Below are 22,343 nucleotides of genomic sequence, written 5' to 3'. Positions count from 1 at the left end.
CTATCATAATGTGTTGTTTTCTTGATTGTCTGAAGATTGAACACGAAAGGGAGGCGCGACATAATCGGAGGGTAAATAATTTTCGGGGATAGTTGTTGTATTTCCATCTCGTAGGGAAGTGTAACTGGGAGAGAGAATCTCAATCCCGGCTTCATTACACTTGTCTTGAATATTCTGATGGAGTTCTGAATAAATTATTACCATCAAATTGGGTTGGTTAGTGTAAGCATTTAATTGATAACTGATGTAAAAATTATCTAGGCTAGTTTGCAGGACAAAAGGTGCGGGTTCTTTGAGAATATGCACAGTTTCTAGAGCAGCTTCAATTAAGGTTTTGTGGGCTTTTCGCCAAGGCAGATCGTATCCTAGGGTGATCGTTGTCTGAATAATTAGATTTCTGTTTAATTCCCGCGAGGAAATACTAAAGTTAATCACATTACTACTTAATAAAGATGAGTTAGGAATAGTAATGATTTTATTAGTGGGAGTGCAAATGCGAATTACTAAGAAGTTTTTTTCAATTAGATCGCCAATTACCTCTCCTACCTGAATGTGATCTCCGATGCGAAAGGCACGGGTATAGATAAGAATAATTCCCCCGATAACATTGGCAATAGCCGAAGTAGAACCAAGGGATAAAAGAAGACCGAGAAAAACAGAAACACCTCGGAAAGCAGGGGAATCAAAACCGGGTAAATAGGGAAAAGCCACTATTGCTGCTAAGGCAATAATTATGACTAATAGGAGATTGTAAGTAGGTTTAGCCCAATCAGTGTAAAAACCCGGAATAATCAAACTTCCTCTTTCTATTGCCGTAAAAAAGGGCTTGATAAGCCGGATTAAGTAGTAGGTTATAAAAATGATTATGGCAATAATAAAGGCATTGGGAAGATATTGGCCAATGGATGATAAAACCAGTTCTAATGATTGAGAAAAATAACCTAAAATACTCTCGCCAAAAACTCTTGTCCAAGGAAATAAACGAAGTACAAATGCAGTATAATTAAATAATAATAAAAATAGAACAAATAAGCGAATTATCCGAAGAAATCGCAGCCAAAAAAAGCTGATTTTAGAGGAAGATACGATCTCAACATTCCCGATTTGAATGCCCGGTGTCAAGGATTCAATCAAACGTCTAATAAAGGGAAATAGCTTCCCTGAAATTTTGATAACTGCAAAGCTAATAATCAGGAAAGCAAAGCTGGCTATAACCGTATAAATTATGTTTTTAAGTAGTTGTTCTGGTTTTCGATCTTGGCGATATTGAGCGATAGCAAGCTGAATTTTTTGTAAAGCTTGTTGAGCTAAAACCTCCGGGGTTGAACGATAGGCTTTTGCGTCTCCATCAGTCACCGTTAGAATTACTTCTTGATCTACACTTAAATAAAGTGAGTTATCATCAGGAATCTGCTTAATTGTCAGGTTCTCAACGGGAATAGAATCATTTTGAGCAATTCTTTCAATTCTCCGGGTAACAGCGTTAGCTCTCTCCTCTGCCGAAAATGAAGAAACTCCCCGTCGGACAAAAAAGAGGGGTTTTCCATCTAACATAACTGGAAAACCGTCAATTTTGTTTTCTGGTTGTGTCGGGTTTTGAGCTATTCCCAAAAGAGGAGAGGTGAGAGTCAGTAGTAAAACTACAACAAATATTATCAAAATATGACCAATTTTTTTCATCCATCCTCTAGCTCTAGATGGTGTAGTTAGCATTAAATATCTTTGATTAATATCGACAACTGGTACAAATTTCATAGGATTAAGTCAGATTTGTCTGTGTGTAGTTGGGTAATATTTAGACATTAATTTCCCAGGGTGAGGTGCAGAGAACCTAGACTGAGACAGGAGAGGGAATTAAGTCAGAAGTGCTAGATTTAATTTCATTGCTATGGCGTTGACGAAAGCTCTTATGATACTAAATCCGTTGAGCATAGGCTACATATCAGGAGAGGCAAGAGGCAGAAGGCAAGAGGCAAAAGGGGGAATAAATAATCAGTTTTTAATAACCGAATTTAGTATGAACCATAACTTTCTTAATAGAATATCTTTTTTGCTGAGAGTAAATTACCAATCATTCCCAAAATAATAGCAATAATCGAGACGGATAAAAAAGAGAAAAGCATCCCGTGGGTTGCTACCAGCCGCCGCCTTGCCGTACTATTAATACTTGTATCGGAGGTTTGATAACAAGCCGCCATACAAAAACCTTGATAGAGAAATTCCCTTCAATTAGGTCGATCGCAATCGGGAAAAACTAGGCCTTTACCATCATGATAGTAGCGCACTGCATATTCTTGGCTGTAGATCAATTGACCAAATGTCAGCAAAAGTTAGTAAAATCATCTAGTCACACCAGTCAATAAAACGCCGTAGCAATTCTATCCTAGTACAATTGCTCAGTAGCGATGATCGATTAACCTAGAAGAGTTAGCCAATAACCAAATTCAGGCGTTGACAAGTTTATGTCACTTTTCTCATCAACCCCTGGCAAAAGTCAAAAAGTAATCAATAATAATATGCAGGGGTTAATTATTGCTACTATGGCAAGAGTGCCTTTTGCCTGACTGGCATTAGGAGTCTGTTCATAGCTTCGGGAATTGTCAAAACCGAGATGTAGTTAGTCCTTGAGCATCACAAAGGCCAAAATATGGAGCGTTATTTATGGGCCATTTATCCCTATCCGAACAGATTACCTCGGAACTTCTGGCAATCCTGATCGAAGAAGAAGTCACCTATCCCTGGGATGTAACCGCTGTTGAGAGTAATGATCCCTTAGACGTCACGGAAACGCCTTTTTCTCTGTGTGAAGGACTAGAAGCGACGGCGATCGAGGCACAAGCTCATAGATTCTTTAGCAGTTTACACCAAAAATTCCCGATAGTTTCCGTTTCATCCCGGTCTAATATCTTTGATAAATTTGCCTCTTTACTGCCAGCCGAATATTTAAATCGTCTAGTAGAAAGTGCTGAAAATCTAGTTAATAGTCAATTAGATAACTTTGATCGCCTTGTTGTTTGTCTTAGCGAGCTTTTTCCCCAATGGTCTCCAGAAGATTTAGAGGTTTTTGCCCGTCCCTACGCCTATACTATGCGTAATGGCCAGAGCGAAACCACTATAGAAACCGAAGATTGGCAAAGTCTTTCCGAAATTGAACAAATTCGCCGGAGTGCAGCCATCGCCAGCCAAATTTTCCGCGACTTGTCTTCCCCTGAATAGTCATCTCGTTATCAGCTGCACTGCATTTAAACTGCCCATTAGATATTTTAGTACAAATGCTCAAACCCTTTCTCCCAAGTCCGGCACTCCCTTCTCCCCTATGCCCTTACCGATTACTATTTACTGATCACTGAAAAAACCCCTACTCCCAATTCGGAGATATTGCTAGGGAAAAGCGAAAAGTGCTGCCTTTACCTAATTCACTTTCTACCTCCATTTGACTTTGGTGTAATTCCACTAAACGACGGGTAATCGCTAAACCGATACCACTACCCCCAGAATAACGGGAACGAGAACGATCGGCCCGCCAAAAGCGCTCGAAAATAAAGGGTAAATCTTCTGCTGCGATACCGATTCCCGTGTCGATAACGGCAATTTGTAGGTGATTTTTGTCCCTTGTCACTTGCAGGGTAATTGCACCCTGATCGGTGTAACGAATGGCATTACCCAGCAGATTAACTAAAATTTGTTCGAGGCGATCTGGATCGGCCATGACCGATGGTAAATTGGGGGGACAATCTAACTGTAAAGTCGGTCCATCTTCTAATAATTGATCGGCAAATTTTTCGATAAGAGAATTTAACAAAGTTAATAAATTAACAGGTTGTAGTTTAATCGAGAGATAACCAGATTCCGCTCGCGATAGCTCCTGTAGATCGTGGGTTAAACGTTCTAACCGGCGGGTTTCTTTCACTAATTTCTGATAAAGTTCTGGATTAGGTTCGATCGCACCATCGGCTAATTCTTCCAGATATCCCCGTACCACAGTTAAAGGGGTGCGTAATTCGTGGGTAAGATCACCGATTAATTCCTGGCGACGTTTTTCCACATCAGCTAAACTAATCGCCATTTGATTAAAACTGATGGCTAATTGATTTAATTCTGGGATTTCGCTTTCTGGAACTCGCGCCGATAAATCCCCTTCGGCAAAATTTTTAGTGATTTGTTTCATTTGTTTTACTGGTTTCATAATGCGTTGAGAAACTAAAAAACTCAGATAACCAGCCGTACTTCCTCCCGCAATAAATGACCAAATAGCACTACTATCCCAAGCCGTCTCAAAACCCCTAACCAAGAAAGTTCTCGCCGAGCGCACGGTAAAAAATCCCTGCCTTTCTAACTGTTCCAAACGTAAAACAAACATTCGCGGAGAAGATAATTTAGCAATGATAATAAAGCTACTTAATCCCACCACCATAACGAGGAGATGGGATAAAAATAATCTGGTTCCTAAGCTTAATTTTGGTGGCTGCATATTTGTTAAAAAACTCCATTTGTTGTCAATATTATTAACAGTATTTCTCATAAAAATGAAGTATAACAGGATTTGGCATCAACGACCGACAACCGAATCCAAAAAACGAAAACTTCCTACCTGACCATTAAGATAACTGCTATATATTCGGCTACAGCATCTTGAATAAACTGACGGGAGAAAAAATCCTCATAGATATCTTCAGGGATGGCTGAATTAAAGAACTCTATCGGGTTCTTCCTGTGGAAGAATCTCCCGTTAAGCTATGCTGTGAGGGGAGAGTAGGTGGAAACTTAACTTTTTGCCGCTCTATGCTATGGTATCAAGAGGCGCTACTCTGTTAGGAGATGATTTTGCTTGGGTCATCTGCTCAAAGTAGCGTCTGTTTTTTAACCCTTACCCCAAAAAGAGAATCTTTTCTGTATGCTAGAGGCTAATAATCAGGGAGAGAATCAAATATTTCTCTATGAAGTTGTTTTTTCGGGTTCTTCTGGCTCTTTGCCTCAACGCTTCTCCCGAACAGTCCTGCGAATACCTAAAAGCCGCATGAGTCAAGAAACACAGCGCCTGCTGCGCCAAGGTGCCAAGATTCTCAGTATTAAGCCTCTTGACCCAGAAACTGTCTCGATCAAGCCTATTTCACCCCCTCAACCCTGGTGGGTAGAGATCACTACCAGTCAGCCGAAATGTCTCTATTATTTCGGTCCGTTTGAGAGTTTTTCGGAAGCTTTGTCCCATCAATCCGGTTATATCGAAGACCTACAATCAGAATCCGCCCTGGGGATTAATAGCAAAATTAAACAATGTCAGCCCGAGGTTTTAACTCAAGAAGATTTTTAATTTATGGTATCTAATTATACAGATTTTTAGGGATAGTTAGTTTCCTCATGTTTTCGTTTAATGATGCCTTGACCTTCACAGAATTTACAGGGGACGGATTCATTCTCTGTCTCTAGATAGATTCTTCCTTTGCCTTGGCAGTGGGGACAAATAACTTTTTCTTCCCACCAATAATTCTCTAAAAAAGCCTCATCGGTAATATAGCTAAAATCTTCAAACATTGCCTTGTCCTCTTATCGTTCAGATAGCTTAATCTGGGTTCATCTTTCCACCTGAGAAATTGAAAATCAGTTTTACCCCCATCCTAAAAAAGATCAGGTTCATTCTTCTTGAAACTTAAATTACTTCATATTTATTTATATTTATTAATATATAATGAGTGTTCACTATCAATCTTTGCTAAGTAGCCGACGATAAATTTTCTTTCTCCTGCCTATTGCCCGTTGGCCCTTGCCTCCAAAAAATAGCCTGTCTGTTAGCTACAGTGAGAAAATGGGCATAATAGAAATGTAGTAGGCTGTACAATCTTAACTGGCTCTATTCCATGTCATCAGCAAACGAGAACCCCCAGACCAAGCTGCCTTCCTTTGCTCAAAAGTTAGTGCAATCGGGTTATATCACTATCGGGCAACTAGAAAAGGCAATAATCCAGAAGCAGAAAAGTCATCTATCTCTACTGGCAATTTTACCCCTGATCACTGGTCGTCCTTTACCCAAAGAGGCACTGGCATACTACCGACTCGAACAACTGTCAAAACTAAAAGCCAAGTATGGGTTAGAATATCTTGACCCTGAGAGTGAGACGATCGACTGGACAGAAATCGAAAATCTGTTTCGGACAGTCCTTCCCTTTGAAATTTGCCGTCGTTATCAGATCCTGCCCCTACAAAAACAAGAATCCGATCCCAAGGTCCTTCACCTAGCCATGGTGGATCCCGCTAATCAGGAAATTCTCGATGATTTACGTCGTATCCTCCGGGATAAAGAATTGCAGTTTGAGCGTCGTGTCATCGCTCGGGCAGATTACCAGAAATTGGTCGAAATCTATCGTTCTCGTCAAGAAGAAGCCCTATCTGGTCATCGTCTTCCCCAAGAACAAGATCTAAAGACCATAGTTGACATAACCGATATTTTTGAAGATGGCCAATCTCTCCCCCATCTCAACCGCGAATTGGCCGACGAGGATCTCGGTCTGATTCAACAGGCCAATCAAGGGCCGATCATCAGTGCCGTTAATAATATCCTTGTTCAAGCCATCGAAAGCAAAGCGACGGAAATTCACCTAGAACCCCAAGAAAATCAATTAACCGTCCGTTTTCGCCAAGATGGTCTCCTGCGTTCTGCCCGGGAACCGATTTCTCGGGCAGCGACCCCAGCGATTATCTCACGGTTAAAAATTCTGGCTAACCTCGATGTCAGCGAGAAATCGCGACCCCAACAGGGAAAAATGACCAAAACTTTTTCCGGTCGCAAAATAGATTTTCGTCTCCACACCCTACCCAGTCAACACGGGGAAAAAATTCTCCTGCGCGTTTTTGATTCTCGATCCCCTCTTTGGCCCCTCGATGAGTTGATTACTAGCCAAGAAACCTGTAAACTGGTACGCACCATGATCGAGCGCCAAGCGGGGTTGATTCTGCTCACCGCACCGGCCGGAGGCGGTTGTTCCACCAGTTTCTATTCTCTACTAGCCCATCGAAACCAGGGCGAGGTTAATATCGCCACCGTGGAAACCTCGATCGAACGCGGCCTTAACGGTATTACCCAAGTGGAAATCGCTGATGGTCAAGGTCAAGATTATGGCTCGATTTTGCCCTCTTTCCGGAATCAAGATGTGGATATCATCGGCATCGATCATCTGGCGGATTCTTCCACCCTTACCCATGCCCTAGAAGCGGCTTTGACAGGACATTTAGTTATTTCTAGTTTACCCCTCAATAGTGCCTTTGCAGCGATCGCTCGCCTCAATCAATTAGCGGAGCCGGCCCTAGTCGCCGATACCCTAGTTGGAGTGATCAATCAAAGACTGGTGCGACGGGTTTGTCAGGTTTGTCGGCTGAAACATCAACCAAAAAGGGAGGAATTAGCTAAATTTGGTCTTTCTCCCGCCCAAGCTGCTCAATACAGCTTTTATAAAGCTAATTCCCTCACTGCCGAAGAAATCATCCAAGCGCGGGAAAAAGGGAAATTATGCCGTCATTGTCACGGCATCGGTTATCAGTCCCAGATTGGGGTCTTTGAAGTGATTACGATTACCCCTGACCTCAAAACTTGCATCGCTGAGAATAAACCCGCCGATATGCTCAAAAAAGTGGCAACACAGGCAGGATTCAAGTCTCTCCTCGCCTACGGTTTGGAATTAGTCCGCCAAGGTTATACCACCCTAGAGGAAATCGACCGCGTCATGGCCGATAAATTAACTTTACCCTCCCTCTTTCCTGTCAATAATCCTGAGATTCCCCCGGATGTTTTCGGAAGAATCGAGGCGATTGAGCAGTTATTAAAAGCTCTCAATGGTGAATTACAGTCATTAAAGCAAGAAATTAGCCTAAATTTCCCCAAAAATTCGCCTAAGAGCGCAAATCAGACTATTTTCGACCAGGAGCTGCCTGATTTGACTAATTCAGTTCTTCCTTCCCGAAACTGGTCATCGGACAAGGAAAAGATCATTTCCGCTGCCCCTGTTTATGAGGAGTTAACCGACCCCGGCGATTGGGAACAGTTAAAACGGGAAATAGAAACAAATCAGGATCTGATCGTCTCCTCGCAAGTCAATACTTCTTTTCCTTCCGCCCTCGATCCTTGGTCCTAGTCGGGTAAAATGCTGGGAAAAGAAGTAAACTACTCTCAACCACCTTGAGAGTAGTTCACCCTAGACAATATTTGAGAACTAAAAAGTAATGACCACAGAATTAGAAACCAAACAAGTTACTCCTACTCGCTGTTTAGTTGGTGCGGCAATTTCGGCAGCACTGGGGACAATTCTCTATTATCTTACAGCAGCGATCGGTCATTCTTTTTACTCAAAACCGATGGTTGCTCACAGTCCGATCGCCTTGAGAATTGGCAGCGCTGTCCGGACTTTAGTTTTTGGTTTAGCTTCTCTAGGAACCTTTATTTTTATTTTTGTCACCATTGGTTTAATTCTTTTGGCTATCCAATTACTACTTAAACGCCCTCAACAAACATAAATTATGAATTATGAATTATGAATTATCAATTGGGACTAGGAGGTGGTAATTTTTTCAGTTATCAGTTAACTGATAACTGATGACTGAACACTGATAACTGATAACTGATAACTGATAACTGATTAACGGACATTTTGAGCAACAAAATCTTTGATCAGTTGTTCTAAAGCAGCCGAGGAAGCGCGGGTAATCAGAAAACATCTAAACTCCTGGCCTTGACTGAGATATTGGGAATAGGCCGCCTGTAAAAAAGGTTTATAGCTGGGGTTTTTGCGAATATACACCTCAAAAAAGGCCAAAGATAGGGAATGGGCGTAACTATCGATCAGATATGGTGCCGGCAGGGTAAGATCGGCTACGGATTCGATCGCTTCGTTAATTCCCGCATCTAGTACCGAAAAATCGACGTGAGCTTGACCTTCAATCAGAGCTAAATATTTATTTTCGGTATTGAGCAGGGGAAAAGAGCGCACCTGTTCAAAAATAGCAGGGGTAGCGGGATCGTAGGTTCCTGCTGCCACAAAAGTGGGAATTTCGATCTTAGCCAGTCCTTTAGCCCCAAAAATACTCCAATTAAACGGATTAACCGCAAAAATCGCTTTTATTCTCGGATCGCGAAAGTTGTATTCTTCTCGGGGTAAATCCAAAGCACGACACTGCAGCAAGAGGGAGACATTGAGAAAAGCTAATCTTCTTTGGCAGTCCCGTTGTAAATTCTCGAAATCGATCGTCGCTCCACCTACAGCTAAGGCTGTATAACCGCCGAAGGAATGCCCAGCAACTCCCACATTATCTACATCTAATTTCCCCTGAAATTCCCCCGCGTTGCGTCTTTGCAATTCATCGATCACAAAAGATATATCCAATGGACGATTGACAAATTCGTTGGTATAAAAAACCGTCCGCGATAAACCGGCGAGTAGATTCTGTACCTGTAGGGTATCGCTGCCGGGGTGTTGGGGCATGGCCACGAGATAACCGTAACTAGCCAAATGTTCTGCTTGTCGGACAAAATCTTCGGGACGGGAAGCTAAACCGTGGGAAAAGACGATAACGGGGGTTTTCTGGGTTAATTGCCCCTTGGGTTTCACAATGATCAGATAAAGTTCCCTCTGACGACGGCTATCGGTTAAATCCAGCCGCATCTGTTCCACTTGTTGGGCTCCTGGTTGTCGGGGGTCGGTCATGGCCGTAAAATTAATTTCACCAGCCTTTTTAGCTTCTTCTAAGGACAATTGCGCCACCTTTTCCGTAAACACTCTGGTGGCTTTCAGGACAACATCGATCGCCCGGGCTAATCTTTGCACTTTTGTCACATCAATCTGCATATTAGTGGGCAGATTACGCAGCAGATTAAGAATAGTTACCCCTCCCGGTTCAAAAGCTGATTTAACTAGGGCAGAACGCAGGGCAAATTTACCATTAATACCCCCTTGAATCATGATCAGTTCCCCTAAAAGGGTTAGTATATCTTCCCCCATTCTGGTGTTAAAAAAGCGCGAGATCAGGACTGGATTAACTTCTTTGCTTGTGGTTAAAGCTTGCCGAAATTCTTTTTGTTGTTCGGCGGTTGTATTACCTAAATATTGTCTTATATTAGCGTCAATTCTGCCAGTTTTGGCAAAGTTTTCTAGGGAACTAATTTCTAGGGTACGACTAAAGGGCGCTAAGATAAAAGTGATTCTCTCGGCCGAGAGAACAGGAAAGCTAGTTAGTATTGTTCCCAAGCAACCCAGAGCGATTGAGCGGCTAATTTTGGCTAATTGCAACAAGTTTTTCTGCTCCTTTTCTTCCTGCGATCCTATTCCTTCTGGATTATAACAGTAACTTCGCAGTTTTTAACGTTTTTTTTGCTTGACTATCAACAAAAATTATCAATTTACCTCGTTCGATAATCTTGACCTAGAATAATAGGTAAAAAGTCTCGAAAATTCCCATCTTGCCGATTTCAAGCTACCATCGGTAGTCAACAATAACCGATCACCGCTCATGATTTCAGGGTAAAAATGCTAAAGTTGCCACTACTTTCACCCCAAATTCTTCCTCAAAAACAGGTTTTTTATAGTCTAAACTCCACAATTCTAAAGCACAATCATCTTCAGCATTATTGGGGAAAAGATGCAGATGTAGGGTTCTATATTCAGGGTCGTACTTACATTCAATTTTTTTAATCGCTCCTATTTGTCGCCGATCTAAAGCCACAGCCAAGCGCAGTATAGCACTTAAATGTCTGACCATATACTGATAGTATTCCGTTAATTTCATAAAATCATCGTGCCTTTTCTTCGGTTTACTTTTGCGGTGATAACGAGCGATATTAGCGATAACTTCTAACTCTATTTCCGTATAGCCCAACAGTTCACCATTACGAATTAAATAATAGGAATGTTTATGATGGGCAGCATGACTAACATATAAACCACTATTATGCAGTATAGCCGCCGCCCATAATAAATCTTTAGCCTCCTGATTCCAAGAATGTAATTGTCCTTGAATTTGCTCGAACAAAGACAGGGAAAATGTCGCTATTCTCTCAGCAGATTCTAAATTAACTTGATACTTTTTCGCTATTTTCAAGACACTGCGCTGACGGATTTCACTCTGATAAAGTAACCGATTATCAATTAAACCGTGCGTCAGCATCCAATCGACGATCACCCCTTCTCGCAGGGCCCTTTCACAGAGAACTAACCTATCAACATCTAACATGGTCATCGCTTCCAAAAGCACGATCGAACCAGCTAGAATTATCTCGGCCCGTTTATCGGACATCCCCAGAATTGCCAGCCTTTGATGGTAGTCCAAAGTTGCGAAACGTTTGACCAATTCTTTGACATCTTTGCGGGTTAATTGATAACCATTTAAAGGATTGGGAATTTCACCCAATTTCTCCAAAGCATGGATAGTCATCAAAGTTTCGATCGTGCCAGAAGTTCCCACTAAACGCGGCACTTCTCCCACCTGTAAATGATGTTTAATTTCCTCCACTGCTCGCTCTAACATTCCGCGGGTGTATGCCCTTAAATAGGCTAATTCTGTGGGACTAATGGGATCGGTAGTGATGAAATCTTGGCTCAAACGCACCGCGCCGATTTTGGTACTACTAAGAAAGCGAATTTCTTGACTATCAGCTAAGATTAATTCCGTGGAACCACCACCGATATCGATAATAATATGGGCTTGATTTTGGAAATCCATTCCCGAGACGACACCGAGATAAATCCGGCGAGCTTCCTCCTGTCCGGAGATGAGATTTACAGAAATACCGACTTCTTTCTCGATTAAAGCCAAAAACTCGTCGCCGTTGGCCGCTTCCCGGGTGGCGCTGGTGGCAACGGCAATAATCTGATCCACCTGGAGACTAATAGCTAGATCGTGACAGCGTTTTAAAGCGGCGATCGCTCTTTCCATGGCCCCTAGGGTTAATTTACCAGTTTTTCTATCTCGATCGCCCAGACGGACTGTATCCTTTTCTCTGGCAATAATCGTAAAAGCAGGTAAAGACGGTTCAATTTTCACTACTACCATGTGAACCGAATTCGTACCAATATCGATCGCCGCTAGGATTTGGACATCGGAGGCTTTTGCCTGGGGCGCTAGTCCCCGATTGGGTATAACTTGATTAGAAATATTCACCATCGCTTATCAGTGATCAGTTACCAGTCGGGGGATAGGTGTTAGGGCTGGTCTTATTATCCCTCTAATTGTCCGCCTCGGCGCCGCAATTTTAGCTTTGTCTAGCAGTTATCCTATTCGTCAATATACAATTTTCGCTGCTCCAGGGCCAATTGTCGGAATTCCCCTTCGCCAAATTCTCCCTCCCTGGGACGACGCTCTCCCTCGGACTCGACTAAATAGATATAATCACAATCAACCCCTTCTAAATTGGTATTTTCGGCGATTTTCCAAGCTTCGATACAAGCACCCGTCAGGGTGGCTGCCTGTAAATTGGCTCTCATCACGTTACTATGGGCTAAATTTGCCCCTTCTAGATTAGCGTAGGCTAAATTCGCCTCGCTGAAATTTGCCCTAGTGAGATTGGCATTTTTGAAGTTAACCCCGGAAAGATTTAGTCTGCGAAAATTATAGCCAATATAAGCTTTATTTTCCCCTTGACCAGTAACCAGAAGATTTCTAATCGCAACTTCGTCCAGAATTGTCTTTTCCCAACGCGCTCGCTCGATGCCCGATACCAGATAAAATCGAGTTCTAGTTAAATCTTTTGCCCTTAAATCAGTGGCTTTTAACTGCGCTCCCGTGAAATCGGCTTCTTGGAGATTTGCCCCGCAAAAATTTGTACCTTTACTGGCTAAAAAAGCAATTGCCATGGATTTCGTGATCGTTTCTCCCGATTCTTCTAGGGATAACCAGGCCAGATAAGCGGTGAATAAAGTACCACAAACCCCAACCATCAAAGCTATAGAAAAAGTTCCATTCATCACGGCTATCCCTGCTAATGCTCCTTGAAAAGCTAGTATAATTCCTGTTAATAAAGTGAAAACTAAGCTGATAAAAATTGCTAGAATAAAACTTATTGCTTGGCCAAAAATTAAGGATAAAACTAAGGGCAATCCCCCAACTCGTTGACGATAAAATATTCCGTAAATTAGAGATAAAATCGTAATTATCACCGCACCAATGATTTTAAATAGGGTGACATTTGTGACCAGCATTAAAGCTAGATAATAACCGGCTAATCCCCACATATAGCCACAGACAACCGCTATTAACCAAGAAATTAAGATTAATTGTAGCCGACCGCGCTTTAGTAATCCTGCCCTAGCCTCGGTAAATTTAGTTTTCTCTAAAATAGCCCCTTGAAAATTAGTGCCACGGATATCCGCTTTACTAAAATTAGCCCCCGATAAATTCTTTCCGTGAAAACACTGTCCTTTTAATTTTACTCCTGTAAAATCGCGTTTCCCTTTGGCATATAAATCCAGTACCTCACTTGCTCTCATAGAAATTACGGAGATATGTTTTTTGCTTGATTGATTAATTTAATTCATAACACCTAAGTAAGTGGTTATAATTAAATTGAAGATTTATCCCCCCTTCATCCCCCCTTCATCCCTAGGGTTAATTCATAGTAGGGTTGATTCATGAATCAACCCTACCCTTAATCCACCCTTGATAAGGGGGGTGTTTGATAATTTTTAACGCCTACCTACTTATTATCTTTTAAAAATTGGCTTGGGTATTTTTTGGCAATTTATACTAAGTCGGTTTTTAATAGTGCGATGAACTCCCAAGTTATGGATTGTTTCTCCCCGCTCCCCCGCCCTCCTATACCTTGTAAACAGGATTTAGTATAATAGTTACTAATTCTGTACGCAAATATTGCATCTAGAATTAGCTTTGTACGCTTTGACCCGTACTGGGTTAACTACGAACCTCTCTATCGGATTCCCGCTAAAGGCGGCCTCTCCGACTACCTTTCTTCCAATATTTAAGGAACCATTAATATCTGCTCCATAGAAATAACCCGACGAGCTTCTGAATAGTCCTCTTTTAATTCTCTTGCCTAAATAGCTTTTTTGCTTTTGAATAGACTCTAAGTCCAAGAAACTACATTTAGAGGTATAGCTTTCATTAGTTGTTTTGACCTCTATTCCTACTAAATTTGCTTTATAGGTAAGTTGTTCGATCAACCTTGAATGAGGAATATTTACGAATGACTGGTTATTTCTATCTCCAATATTAATGTTTTGTTTCCAGCCTTGATTATGACCAATAACTAAAAGGTTAATTTGATGAGCTAGTAATTTATCAATAATATATTTACTAGCGGTGTGGAGGTAATAATCCACCTGGCAATTACGCTTTAAAGTTAAACCTTGTATTCTTTTACTGGTCTTCTGTAGACTGGGTAATTCCGATTTGAGTTTAGCTAGTGTCTTGTTGTACTTTTGATTGCAGGATTTTAAGGCTTTTCCACATACTAAAGTTGGCTGAAATTCGGGAATATTAGAGGTAACAGCAGCTAGGTTATTTAAGCCTAAATCGATAAAAGCATATCTTTCTCCCTCTTGACTTGATGAGGATGGTTGTTCATAGACAATCTCTAAACAATAAGCACCCAATTTAGGAATAATCCTGACCTCTAAGACTTCCTTTAAATTAGTTTTAAATTCTAAATTAGTCCCTGATAGCTTGATTAAACCTTGCTTCAACGCTTTTTTAGAAATGGCTTGATAGTTATAAGTTAAAACGTTTCTACCTTTTTCCTTGTCTTTGTATTTTGGCAACTTAGGCTCTCCTGTAAATTTATCTGGCGATTTTTTGTATTGTTCTTTCGCTTTTTGGTAGGATTTAAAGGTTTTTTCTACTTGCTTTAATACTAACTGACTTACTTTGGCGGGTAAGGCTTGATAATCTGGACTCATTTTTAAGGCATGATGTAACTCAGTCATTGTTAAAAATGGTTGATGTGAAAAGAAAACTTGACGGTTTAAATAAACAGCACAATTATACAGATTCTTCGATAAAAATCCTAATTTATCAATGACTGAATAATTTTTGTGATTAAATTTAATTAGATGTTTTTGAACTAATTTCATCATTCTCCTCAAGGCATTTAATTAAACATTCTGTCTTTCTATTTCGTTGTCTTAATGAGTATAATCGAGCGCAAAATGAGGTAATTATGCTCACGAAGTCTTGCATTAAATCGTCTTTTCTTTCTTCTGCTAGATTAACGACCTCTATATCTCTATTTGTTTGAGTTAAAAGAACTTTCAGATAATTAAACCCTACTCTGCTTAAACGATCTTTATGTTCTACGACAATCAAATTATAATCAGTTTGTTCTAGAAGTTTTAATAATAGCTTTCGATGATCATTGACTCCACTTCCTACTTCTTTAACTACTCGAACAATTTGATAGCCTTTCGCAATACAATAAGCTTCCAATCTTTTTGCCTGAGTCTCTAAGTTAGATTTATTTTCTGAACTAGAAACTCGCGCATAAATAGCTACTTTATTTTCACCGCAAAAACGGTCATCTTCAAAAATAATAATTGTTCCTGTAGGAAGACGTTCTCCTTGTAACTGCCCTCGATTCCACATTCTCCAAGCAGTGTCATAACTGATCCCTTTTTTCTTAGCATAATCTGATAGTTTCATGTGAACTGCAATGTAAACTTGTACTAACCATATTAGCAGTTGTTTGCAGTTATTTGCATATATTTTTTATAAAACTTTACAATACAGATTTAACTGGACAGACCAATAGGGATGAGGGACTTTTTTAGGGGTAATACACCGCAAAAACAGCCTCTAAAACTGATTATTGACCCGGACTTGGTGTTTCTATCGGGGACTCTGGGGAAAGGGGAGTCGATTCAACTATTGGCGGTGGGGCCGGGGGTTGGAGAATATTGCGCCAGCCTTGCATTTGGGAGCGAGCCGAACTGTAGGCGGTACTTTCCCGGGATACGGATTCAGCAAGGCGAATAGCTTCCAGATAACGACCATTATTAGCTTGGTCTGTGGCTAAAGACAAAAGCTGATAACTCCAACGTTCCAGCAATTCAGTCCGTTGCACACCCGCATCGGTTTTAGTGGAAATATTGGTAACTAAAGCAATCGCCCGGGTTAAACCTTCTGGGGTTCCCGTCGCCGCTAATTGATTAGCCTGCTGGAGATTTTGACGGGCCCGCAACTCTCGGCGCCAACGACGGATATTTTGGGACGCTTCCGAGGAAAGAGCGCGACCGGGGGGAATTTGATTGGCAGTTTCGATGGCTGTGCTATAGTCTTCGAGATTGGCCAAAGCTTGAGCCTGATCTAAAATGGGTTGATCCTCCATGCGTTCAATCCGCACTTGCCAGCCGCGAATTTCCCGTTGAGCATCCCGGTATAAGGCCCGATTTTTACCAATGGCCCGGGCCTGAATAATAGCGCTACTGAGGGAATTAATATCGCCGGGGAGAGCAATTTCTTGGGCGCGTTCTAAAATCGGCCGGTCTTCAATCACTTGTATTTGACGATTCCAAGAGCCAATTTCCTGCTGTGCTTGCGACCAGAGGGGATTATTCGGGGGAACCTCGCCCGCTTTCGCGATAGCGGCGCTATACTGTTCGATCGTACCTGCTTGTGCTAAATCTCTAGCCTCAGACAGTATTTTTACATCCTGTACCTGTAACTGCCAGCGCTCCCTCATCGCCAGGGCCGTTTGATGGAGGGGTCGAGAAGGGTCGATTTTTTCTAGTCCCAGTATGCCAGCTTCCAATCCGTCCACCGTGCCAGTTTCCGCATCTAAGGCCGCTTCGGACAAGACAGACCAATCGCTGACATCTGCTTTAATTTTGAGGTCTTTGGGGCTTTCGTTAGCCAAATCCCTGAGAGCTTGCCATTGCTTCCGCTCAATTAATCTTTCGGCGTATTCTTTCAGTTTATCCTCGGTTTTCCCGATTAATTTTTGTGCCTCCTGATAGGCATAACTGCTGGCTTGAATTTTTCTAGCTTCTTCGATGACTTTGAACCAATTGTCGAGACCGCCCCGGGCAAAGAGATTAAAGGCATTATCTAATTTACTGCTATCTTCCCGGGCGACGGTAATTTTAGCGAGCGCTTCATTATATTTAACCGTTGCCCAATATTCGTTATTTAAGTTTAATAAATCCACTGCTAGACGGAAAGATTGATTCCAGTTGGAAGCGCGGAGATTTTCCTCTAGTTTGCTTAATATCTCGTTGCCTTCCGTCCAAGTTCCTTGCCACTTAGCGATTCTTTCTTCAATAATTGCCGCTACTGCCATATTATTGGGGATTTGACGAGCTTTAGCGATTGCCTGCTTTAAATTTCCCGCTTGATAGTCTTTTTCCGCCAAATTCAGGATATCTCGCGCCCATTCTTCCACCTGTTGATTAACTTGCGATCGCAAAGTATGGTCTTCGGGTAAAGCTTCCACTAGGGCAATTGCTTCGAGTAAACCTGCCACGGTGCGACTATCGGCGGAAAGTTGAGCGCAGTAGAGACGCAGGGAGGCAGAAGCAATGGGCCAGAAGATTTTGGGGCAATTGGGCGACTTCTGCATATTGAATAACTGCCAAGTGGCGAGAAAGCCAACACCGCCAAAGACCACCACAAATAAAGCCGCCCAAACTTTCCAGGTGAAACGATGCTGGTATCGGTACCAAAAGAGAAAAAGAAAAGATTTAGTTTTCTCTGGCCAACGAGTCAGGGAGTCAATCGATTCTCGTTTGACTAGATTTTTGGTTAATTCTTTTCCTTTAAACATTCACGACTCCCCGACAGGTATTTTAGATAGATTTTACCCTAATGGCGCTCATTGCCCGACTTCTCAGCAAGATTCAGCCTGTAGAGACTGGACTAATTCGATTAATTGTGTCTCGTTGGCATTATACACTTCCCGACAAAACTCACAGATGGCTTCCGCTTGTTTATCTTTTTCGATAATGTCTTTTAATTCATCGACCCCGAGGAATTTTAAAGCTCCTAGGGCCCGTTCAAAAGAACAATCACAATCAAAACGCAGCAGCTGCACAGCCGGAAAAATTTCTAGACCCATATCTCCGAGAAGTTCCTGAAAAATATCTTCTAGTCCTTTTCCTGCGCGTAAAAGGGGCGTAAATCCCGTTAATTTTCGCAATCTCGACTCTAAACGAGCCACCAAGACCTCATCCCGGGCTGCTTCTTTGGAGAGAACTTGTAATAAAATTCCCCCAGCTGCCGTTACTCCTGTGGTCGTACCGACAAAAACCCCCACTTGCAAAGCGGAGGGAATTTGTTCCGATTGGTCTAGATAGTAGGCGATATCTTCCCCCACTTCCCCAGAAACTATCTCGACGATGCTTTCTTGAAGTTCATTTCTCCCCTCGCCTTTTTCTTCGCGTAAGACTCGCACATAACCCTTGTTACCCACTGCGCGACCCACATCTAATTTACCCTTCGCATTGGGGAGTAATTCCACCTGGGGATAGTCCACATAACCCCGCACCGTGCCATCGAGTCCGGCATCAACCAAAACACCCCCCAGGGGTCCGTCGCCTTTAATGCGAATATTGACCCTAGAACCGGGTTTTTTTAAACTGGAAGCCAGGAGTAAAGCCGATGCCATCGTGCGACCGAGAGCGGCGGTGGCTACGTTAGATAATTGATGTCTTTGGCGAGCTTCTTCGGTTAAACGGGTGGTAATCACTCCTACTACTCTAATTCCCCCATCGGCGGCCGTGGCGCGGATTAATTTATCTGCCATACTACTTACTGTTATCCTTGGAAAACGCTGTCCCGATTTTTGGTTATTCTTTAACTAACTTAACAAAAATTATCAGACAATAATATGTTCGGCAATTTTCAACAAAGTCAGCTGCGTATCGAAATCTCGGCCAGTGAACAGGCTATCCGGGATAGTTTGCTCAAAACTGCTCATCTCCGTCAATGGCTGTGGCCGCAAATGCTCTCGCCTAATCTACCCGATAAATTAGAGGAAGGTTTGACTTTTACCTCTTGGTTAGGTTTAATTCCCGTACAACATCAGGTTTTATCGGCCGATGACCAGTGTTTACGCTTGCTTTTGAGTCAAGGTATCGATGGCTATCACGAATGGTATTGGGGCGATGGTTGGTTACAATCCCGTTTAGAAGGCATTTCTCTCCTTCCCCTCAATCTCGGTCAAACTCTCAGTTTATTGAAATTACGACTATTTTTGAGCAATCAAAAGTAATCGGTAATCAGTAATCAGTAATCAGTAAACAGTAATCAGTAAACTAAAAACTCACATCTGGTAACTCACATCTGATAACTCACATCTGGTAACTGATAACTCACACCTGATAACTGATAACTGATAACTGATTAAGGTTGGGTTCCATCGAGACGGATTTCACATTGACGAGCATCGAGGTTAGTTAGAGAAGTTCCAGTATAAGTACCTTGTTTAACTATTCCTAACATAGAAGCGATAACTAGACATTTTTTTTCTTGGTTGGGATAGGGATCGGCGGTGGCATTGGCGGCGGGATATAATACGATTATCGCTTGGTTTTGCGGCGGAACAAAGGTTAAATCTGGCACATGACCCCGAAAGGAAAAGCGAATCCCCGGACTGCTGCCCAGGGTGGGAAAATTATTCACCACCATAAATATTTCCTGCGGCAGACTGAGGCGACCCTCTTCCATCAACATTTCCTCTGGCAAAATTAGGGAACCCTCTTTTAAACAATCCTCTTCACTGGCGGTTATTTGCGAGTAAACCGTGGGATTAGTACCAGTCGGGTTAGTAAAATTAATCGTGCAACTTCTCCCTCGACGCATAGCTTGTCCTTGGGTATTCTCTAGGGCTAATTGTATAGAATCGGTGGCTTCTTGGACTTTATTGCTATTTAACCAAGCTGATAAATTAGGTCCAGTTAAGGCGGCAAGAATTCCCGTAATTGCCAAAGCTACCAAAATTTCTAACAGGGTAAAACCCTGATTTTTATGGACATTTAAACGACGCATCGGGAATCACCTCGACAGAACTTTTAGCAAGAAATTTTCCTTCTTCTTCGTTTCTTTCGTCTCTTTCTTGAGTTTGATAGTCATTAGCTATTTCACCATCAGCTAACTTCACCTTATACTCTATACGGAGACGATGGGGATTATCTATCTGGGCTGTGCTTATGATAGAAGGATCAGGATGATTATCTTCTTCAAAATCATCAGGAAAAGTTCGATAGAGAGAATAGTTTTTACCTACAATTTCTCGTGTTGCAACTAATGTTTCTGCTAATGGTGGTAATGGTCTTGATTCTCGTGATAATGGTAGTTGAGGTAAATCAAAATCACTAGCGGGAATAGCATAATCATCAGGATCAGGAGGAGGTTCAGGATCTCTAAAATTTGGATCCTGGGAGGGTAAACGCCTTCTGAGTTCTCTGGCATAACCTTGATTTATATCTGAGCAAACATTAGGATATATTTCACTAAAACGATCGAGATCATGATTATCTGCATTGACGCTATCATCATTGTCATTAACATCTAAAGTCGAAGCTAAATATTTGACATCCTCAAAATCTTCTTGAATCCAAAAGTTAGCTTGAGCCTGTCTTTCTGACCGAACTTTATATAAGGCAGTGAACGCCATTAACTGTAGGGTTCCTGTTAAGAAAGCGGTAATAGTAAAAATGGCAATCATCACTTCTAACATCGAGAAACCCGACTCGGATGATGACAGTTTTGACTGTATCCCCTTCCCTTTTGATTTCACTTTTCAACCCCCCCCCAGTTTTTCCTGAAAACTACTGGCTTTTTTATATCTCAACTACAGAGTACCCAGATAATCGAATATTTCTAACTTTAGTCAGGGAATTAATTCCCAAAAAACCCTATTTTTCAATTGAGTCAGATTGTCTAAGTAGCTGATTATAATTAAATTGAAGATGGATTTTGGTGCCGATCCCCCCTTAATCCCCCCTTGATAAGGGGGGTGCTGATCCCCCCTTAATCCCCCCTTGATAAGGGGGGCATCCGCAAGTTTTTAAGATCTACCTACTTAAACTCCCATGCTGTTAGCATTGTACACTAATCTAGCTTTTGTCTGTGATCACAATTGGCGATCGAGATTACATTTAACCAGTAATTTAGATACACTAACAGCTTATCCGCCTAAAATAGCAATTCCTACGCCGATTAACAGAATTAATCCGCCATAAATGACTTCTTGGGCTGGTATTTCACCAAAAATGAACACTCCTAACAGACTAGCGGCGATTGGCTCTAATAAAATTACCATGGTTACTATTGTCGGTGCTACCCATCGCAAAGCCCAGTTAAAGCTCGTATGACCGATTAATTGCGGAAAAATCGCCATCATTAACACATAAACATACACGGATAGGGGATAGCTTTCGTAACCTTGACCAAATAAAAAAATAGCAGGTAATAAAGCTAATCCTGCGGTAGTGTAGGCTACAGTTATATAATTCTTAATATTTAAGCCCTTTCTTTGTGCTTCCCGTCCGAGGAGAATATAACCACTGACAAGAATTGCCCCAATTAAAGCCAAGCTATTGCCCAATAAAGGGTTAGGATAAGAACTACTGACATCTCGATCGGCTAAAACAATCAATAATCCCCCCGTTAGAGCCACAAAAATGCCGATAAAGGTTAATTTAGTCGGTTTTTCTCGAAACCACCACCAACCCAACAGGGAAACCCAGAGGGGATTAGTGGTGACTAAAGTGGTAGAAGCGGCGATCGATGTGTAGGATAGAGAAGTAATCCAAGTAGCAAAATGGAGAGCTAAACAAAATCCTGCCCCCACTGCGTAATAATAGGCTTGAACAGGGACTTTTTGGCGTGATAAGGTCAACCAGTTCGGAATTAGGACAACAGAAGCCAATATCAGACGAGAAGTTGCTAAAAATAAACTAAATGCGATCGTAGCATTACCTACCGCTTCGATCGCTAACCGGATAAAAATTGCCGATGCAGAAACCGACACCACACCGATAGTTAAAATAAAAATAATTTTGGCGTTAGAAGGAGGCAAAATAGGCTAGGTTAGGCGCAAAGATAAATGATGTTGTTTACCAGTTATTTTAGCCGTTAACCTTGTCAGTTATCAGGAGTCAGGAGATAGGAGATTATTTTATTTATTCTCCCCACACCCCACACCCCACACCCCACACCCCACACCCCACACCCCACACCCCACACCCCACACCCCATCACCCATTCACTTGATTATGGAACTACCAGAATTAAATATAGAGACAATTTGGGCGATTATTAACGATGAAATTGACGACGAAACCGTTAATAAATTGCTCTGGCAAACTTTAGGTTATCGCTACGATGAAAGTCAAGGAAAATGGGATAATAGTCAAGTA

General features: G+C 41.8%; 19 protein-coding genes and 1 pseudogene. 6 read left to right on the top strand and 14 right to left on the bottom strand.

The features are described 5' to 3' along the window. Nucleotides 1–3 precede the first annotated feature (3 nt). Both N0824_RS13540 and N0824_RS13530 read right to left on the bottom strand, forming a co-directional pair. The gene (locus N0824_RS13540; protein ID WP_199224917.1) at nt 4–1,755 is read right to left on the bottom strand and encodes a mechanosensitive ion channel family protein; all 1,752 of its coding nucleotides are present in this window, start codon (nt 1,753–1,755) and stop codon (nt 4–6) included. A 278-nt stretch (nt 1,756–2,033) separates the two neighbouring features. After that, nucleotides 2,034–2,210, bottom strand: a pseudogene (locus tag N0824_RS13530) (hypothetical protein); the annotation flags it as partial. 451 nt (nt 2,211–2,661) lie between these two features. Between N0824_RS13530 and N0824_RS13525 the strand changes: the two are divergent. After that, entirely contained in the window at nt 2,662–3,216 is a 555-nt protein-coding gene (locus N0824_RS13525; RefSeq protein WP_108937124.1) for a hypothetical protein, read from the top strand. Nucleotides 3,217–3,358: 142 nt separating this feature from the next. Here the strand turns inward: N0824_RS13525 and N0824_RS13520 are convergent, their stop codons facing one another. Then, entirely contained in the window at nt 3,359–4,471 is a 1,113-nt protein-coding gene (locus tag N0824_RS13520) for a cell wall metabolism sensor histidine kinase WalK (protein ID WP_108937150.1), read from the bottom strand. A gap of 423 nt (nt 4,472–4,894) precedes the next feature. On the opposite strand from N0824_RS13520, the gene N0824_RS13510 reads away from it, so the two are divergent. Continuing rightward, nucleotides 4,895–5,311, top strand: coding sequence for a DUF1816 domain-containing protein (locus tag N0824_RS13510; protein WP_108937123.1), 417 nt, complete (start codon nt 4,895–4,897; stop codon nt 5,309–5,311). Between the two features lie 26 nt (nt 5,312–5,337). Here the strand turns inward: N0824_RS13510 and N0824_RS13505 are convergent, their stop codons facing one another. After that, nucleotides 5,338–5,532, bottom strand: a complete 195-nt coding sequence (locus N0824_RS13505) for a transposase (protein ID WP_108937122.1) — start codon at nt 5,530–5,532, stop codon at nt 5,338–5,340. 323 nt (nt 5,533–5,855) lie between these two features. Between N0824_RS13505 and N0824_RS13500 the strand changes: the two genes are divergently transcribed. After that, nucleotides 5,856–8,123: a GspE/PulE family protein gene (locus N0824_RS13500; RefSeq protein ID WP_108937121.1), complete on the top strand. Its 2,268-nt coding sequence runs from the start codon at nt 5,856–5,858 to the stop codon at nt 8,121–8,123. Nucleotides 8,124–8,211: 88 nt separating this feature from the next. Continuing rightward, a complete protein-coding gene (locus N0824_RS13495; protein ID WP_108937120.1) occupies nt 8,212–8,502 on the top strand; it encodes a DUF3082 domain-containing protein in 291 nt (96 codons plus the stop codon). Nucleotides 8,503–8,624: 122 nt separating this feature from the next. Here N0824_RS13495 and N0824_RS13490 read toward each other — a convergent pair whose 3' ends face one another. From N0824_RS13490 to hslO, 7 genes are all read right to left on the bottom strand, one after another. Continuing rightward, entirely contained in the window at nt 8,625–10,274 is a 1,650-nt protein-coding gene (locus tag N0824_RS13490) for an alpha/beta hydrolase (RefSeq protein ID WP_108937119.1), read from the bottom strand. Between the two features lie 223 nt (nt 10,275–10,497). Continuing rightward, the gene (locus tag N0824_RS13485) at nt 10,498–12,141 is read right to left on the bottom strand and encodes a Ppx/GppA phosphatase family protein (RefSeq protein ID WP_108937118.1); all 1,644 of its coding nucleotides are present in this window, start codon (nt 12,139–12,141) and stop codon (nt 10,498–10,500) included. A 110-nt stretch (nt 12,142–12,251) separates the two neighbouring features. Next, the gene (locus N0824_RS13480; protein ID WP_108937117.1) at nt 12,252–13,463 is read right to left on the bottom strand and encodes a pentapeptide repeat-containing protein; all 1,212 of its coding nucleotides are present in this window, start codon (nt 13,461–13,463) and stop codon (nt 12,252–12,254) included. Nucleotides 13,464–13,823: 360 nt separating this feature from the next. Next, the gene (locus N0824_RS13475) at nt 13,824–15,062 is read right to left on the bottom strand and encodes an RNA-guided endonuclease TnpB family protein (RefSeq protein WP_108937116.1); all 1,239 of its coding nucleotides are present in this window, start codon (nt 15,060–15,062) and stop codon (nt 13,824–13,826) included. Beyond that, nucleotides 15,034–15,627: an IS607 family transposase gene (locus tag N0824_RS13470; protein ID WP_108937115.1), complete on the bottom strand. Its 594-nt coding sequence runs from the start codon at nt 15,625–15,627 to the stop codon at nt 15,034–15,036. Before N0824_RS13470 ends, N0824_RS13475 begins: the two co-directional genes overlap by 29 nt. 163 nt (nt 15,628–15,790) lie before the next feature. Continuing rightward, nucleotides 15,791–17,746, bottom strand: a complete 1,956-nt coding sequence (locus N0824_RS13465; RefSeq protein WP_108937114.1) for a chromosome segregation ATPase — start codon at nt 17,744–17,746, stop codon at nt 15,791–15,793. 63 nt (nt 17,747–17,809) lie between these two features. Next, a complete protein-coding gene (gene hslO, locus N0824_RS13460) occupies nt 17,810–18,724 on the bottom strand; it encodes an Hsp33 family molecular chaperone HslO (RefSeq protein WP_108937113.1) in 915 nt (304 codons plus the stop codon). An 84-nt stretch (nt 18,725–18,808) separates the two neighbouring features. On the opposite strand from hslO, the gene N0824_RS13455 reads away from it, so the two are divergent. Continuing rightward, the gene (locus N0824_RS13455) at nt 18,809–19,192 is read left to right on the top strand and encodes a hypothetical protein (protein WP_002804032.1); all 384 of its coding nucleotides are present in this window, start codon (nt 18,809–18,811) and stop codon (nt 19,190–19,192) included. A gap of 131 nt (nt 19,193–19,323) precedes the next feature. On the opposite strand, the gene N0824_RS13450 is transcribed toward N0824_RS13455, so the two are convergent. The 3 genes from N0824_RS13450 to N0824_RS13440 form a co-directional block, all read right to left on the bottom strand. Next, nucleotides 19,324–19,968 (bottom strand): Tfp pilus assembly protein FimT/FimU, encoded by a 645-nt coding sequence (locus tag N0824_RS13450; RefSeq protein WP_108937112.1) that lies wholly within the window; start codon nt 19,966–19,968, stop codon nt 19,324–19,326. Continuing rightward, a complete protein-coding gene (locus N0824_RS13445) occupies nt 19,946–20,659 on the bottom strand; it encodes a type 4 pilin (protein ID WP_108937111.1) in 714 nt (237 codons plus the stop codon). The genes N0824_RS13450 and N0824_RS13445 overlap by 23 nt, the downstream gene beginning before the upstream one ends. A 450-nt stretch (nt 20,660–21,109) precedes the next feature. Continuing rightward, complete coding sequence (locus N0824_RS13440; protein WP_108937110.1) at nt 21,110–22,003, bottom strand: DMT family transporter; 894 nt, start codon at nt 22,001–22,003, stop codon at nt 21,110–21,112. 196 nt (nt 22,004–22,199) lie between these two features. On the opposite strand from N0824_RS13440, the gene N0824_RS13435 reads away from it, so the two are divergent. Continuing rightward, the coding region (locus tag N0824_RS13435; protein ID WP_146184287.1) for a DUF1823 family protein at nt 22,200–22,343 on the top strand (144 nt) is incomplete at its 3' end.

The organism is Microcystis sp. 0824, from assembly GCF_003112475.1.
Lineage (GTDB): Bacteria > Cyanobacteriota > Cyanobacteriia > Cyanobacteriales > Microcystaceae > Microcystis > Microcystis aeruginosa_C.
The sequence above is the reverse complement of the archived record's forward strand: the minus strand, read 5'-3'. Positions and strand labels throughout refer to the sequence as shown.

Bases quoted from the DNA above. Each gene is read 5' to 3' on its own strand.
- N0824_RS13540 (WP_199224917.1), bottom strand. From the start codon at position 1,755: ATGAAATTTGTACCAGTTGTCGATATTAATCAAAGATATTTAATGCTA.
- N0824_RS13525 (WP_108937124.1), top strand. From the start codon at position 2,662: ATGGGCCATTTATCCCTATCCGAACAGATTACCTCGGAACTTCTGGCA.
- N0824_RS13520 (WP_108937150.1), bottom strand. From the start codon at position 4,471: ATGCAGCCACCAAAATTAAGCTTAGGAACCAGATTATTTTTATCCCAT.
- N0824_RS13510 (WP_108937123.1), top strand. From the start codon at position 4,895: ATGCTAGAGGCTAATAATCAGGGAGAGAATCAAATATTTCTCTATGAA.
- N0824_RS13505 (WP_108937122.1), bottom strand. From the start codon at position 5,532: ATGTTTGAAGATTTTAGCTATATTACCGATGAGGCTTTTTTAGAGAAT.
- N0824_RS13500 (WP_108937121.1), top strand. From the start codon at position 5,856: ATGTCATCAGCAAACGAGAACCCCCAGACCAAGCTGCCTTCCTTTGCT.
- N0824_RS13495 (WP_108937120.1), top strand. From the start codon at position 8,212: ATGACCACAGAATTAGAAACCAAACAAGTTACTCCTACTCGCTGTTTA.
- N0824_RS13485 (WP_108937118.1), bottom strand. From the start codon at position 12,141: ATGGTGAATATTTCTAATCAAGTTATACCCAATCGGGGACTAGCGCCC.
- N0824_RS13480 (WP_108937117.1), bottom strand. From the start codon at position 13,463: ATGAGAGCAAGTGAGGTACTGGATTTATATGCCAAAGGGAAACGCGAT.
- N0824_RS13475 (WP_108937116.1), bottom strand. From the start codon at position 15,062: ATGAAATTAGTTCAAAAACATCTAATTAAATTTAATCACAAAAATTAT.
- N0824_RS13470 (WP_108937115.1), bottom strand. From the start codon at position 15,627: ATGAAACTATCAGATTATGCTAAGAAAAAAGGGATCAGTTATGACACT.
- N0824_RS13465 (WP_108937114.1), bottom strand. From the start codon at position 17,746: ATGTTTAAAGGAAAAGAATTAACCAAAAATCTAGTCAAACGAGAATCG.
- hslO (WP_108937113.1), bottom strand. From the start codon at position 18,724: ATGGCAGATAAATTAATCCGCGCCACGGCCGCCGATGGGGGAATTAGA.
- N0824_RS13455 (WP_002804032.1), top strand. From the start codon at position 18,809: ATGTTCGGCAATTTTCAACAAAGTCAGCTGCGTATCGAAATCTCGGCC.
- N0824_RS13450 (WP_108937112.1), bottom strand. From the start codon at position 19,968: ATGCGTCGTTTAAATGTCCATAAAAATCAGGGTTTTACCCTGTTAGAA.
- N0824_RS13445 (WP_108937111.1), bottom strand. From the start codon at position 20,659: ATGTTAGAAGTGATGATTGCCATTTTTACTATTACCGCTTTCTTAACA.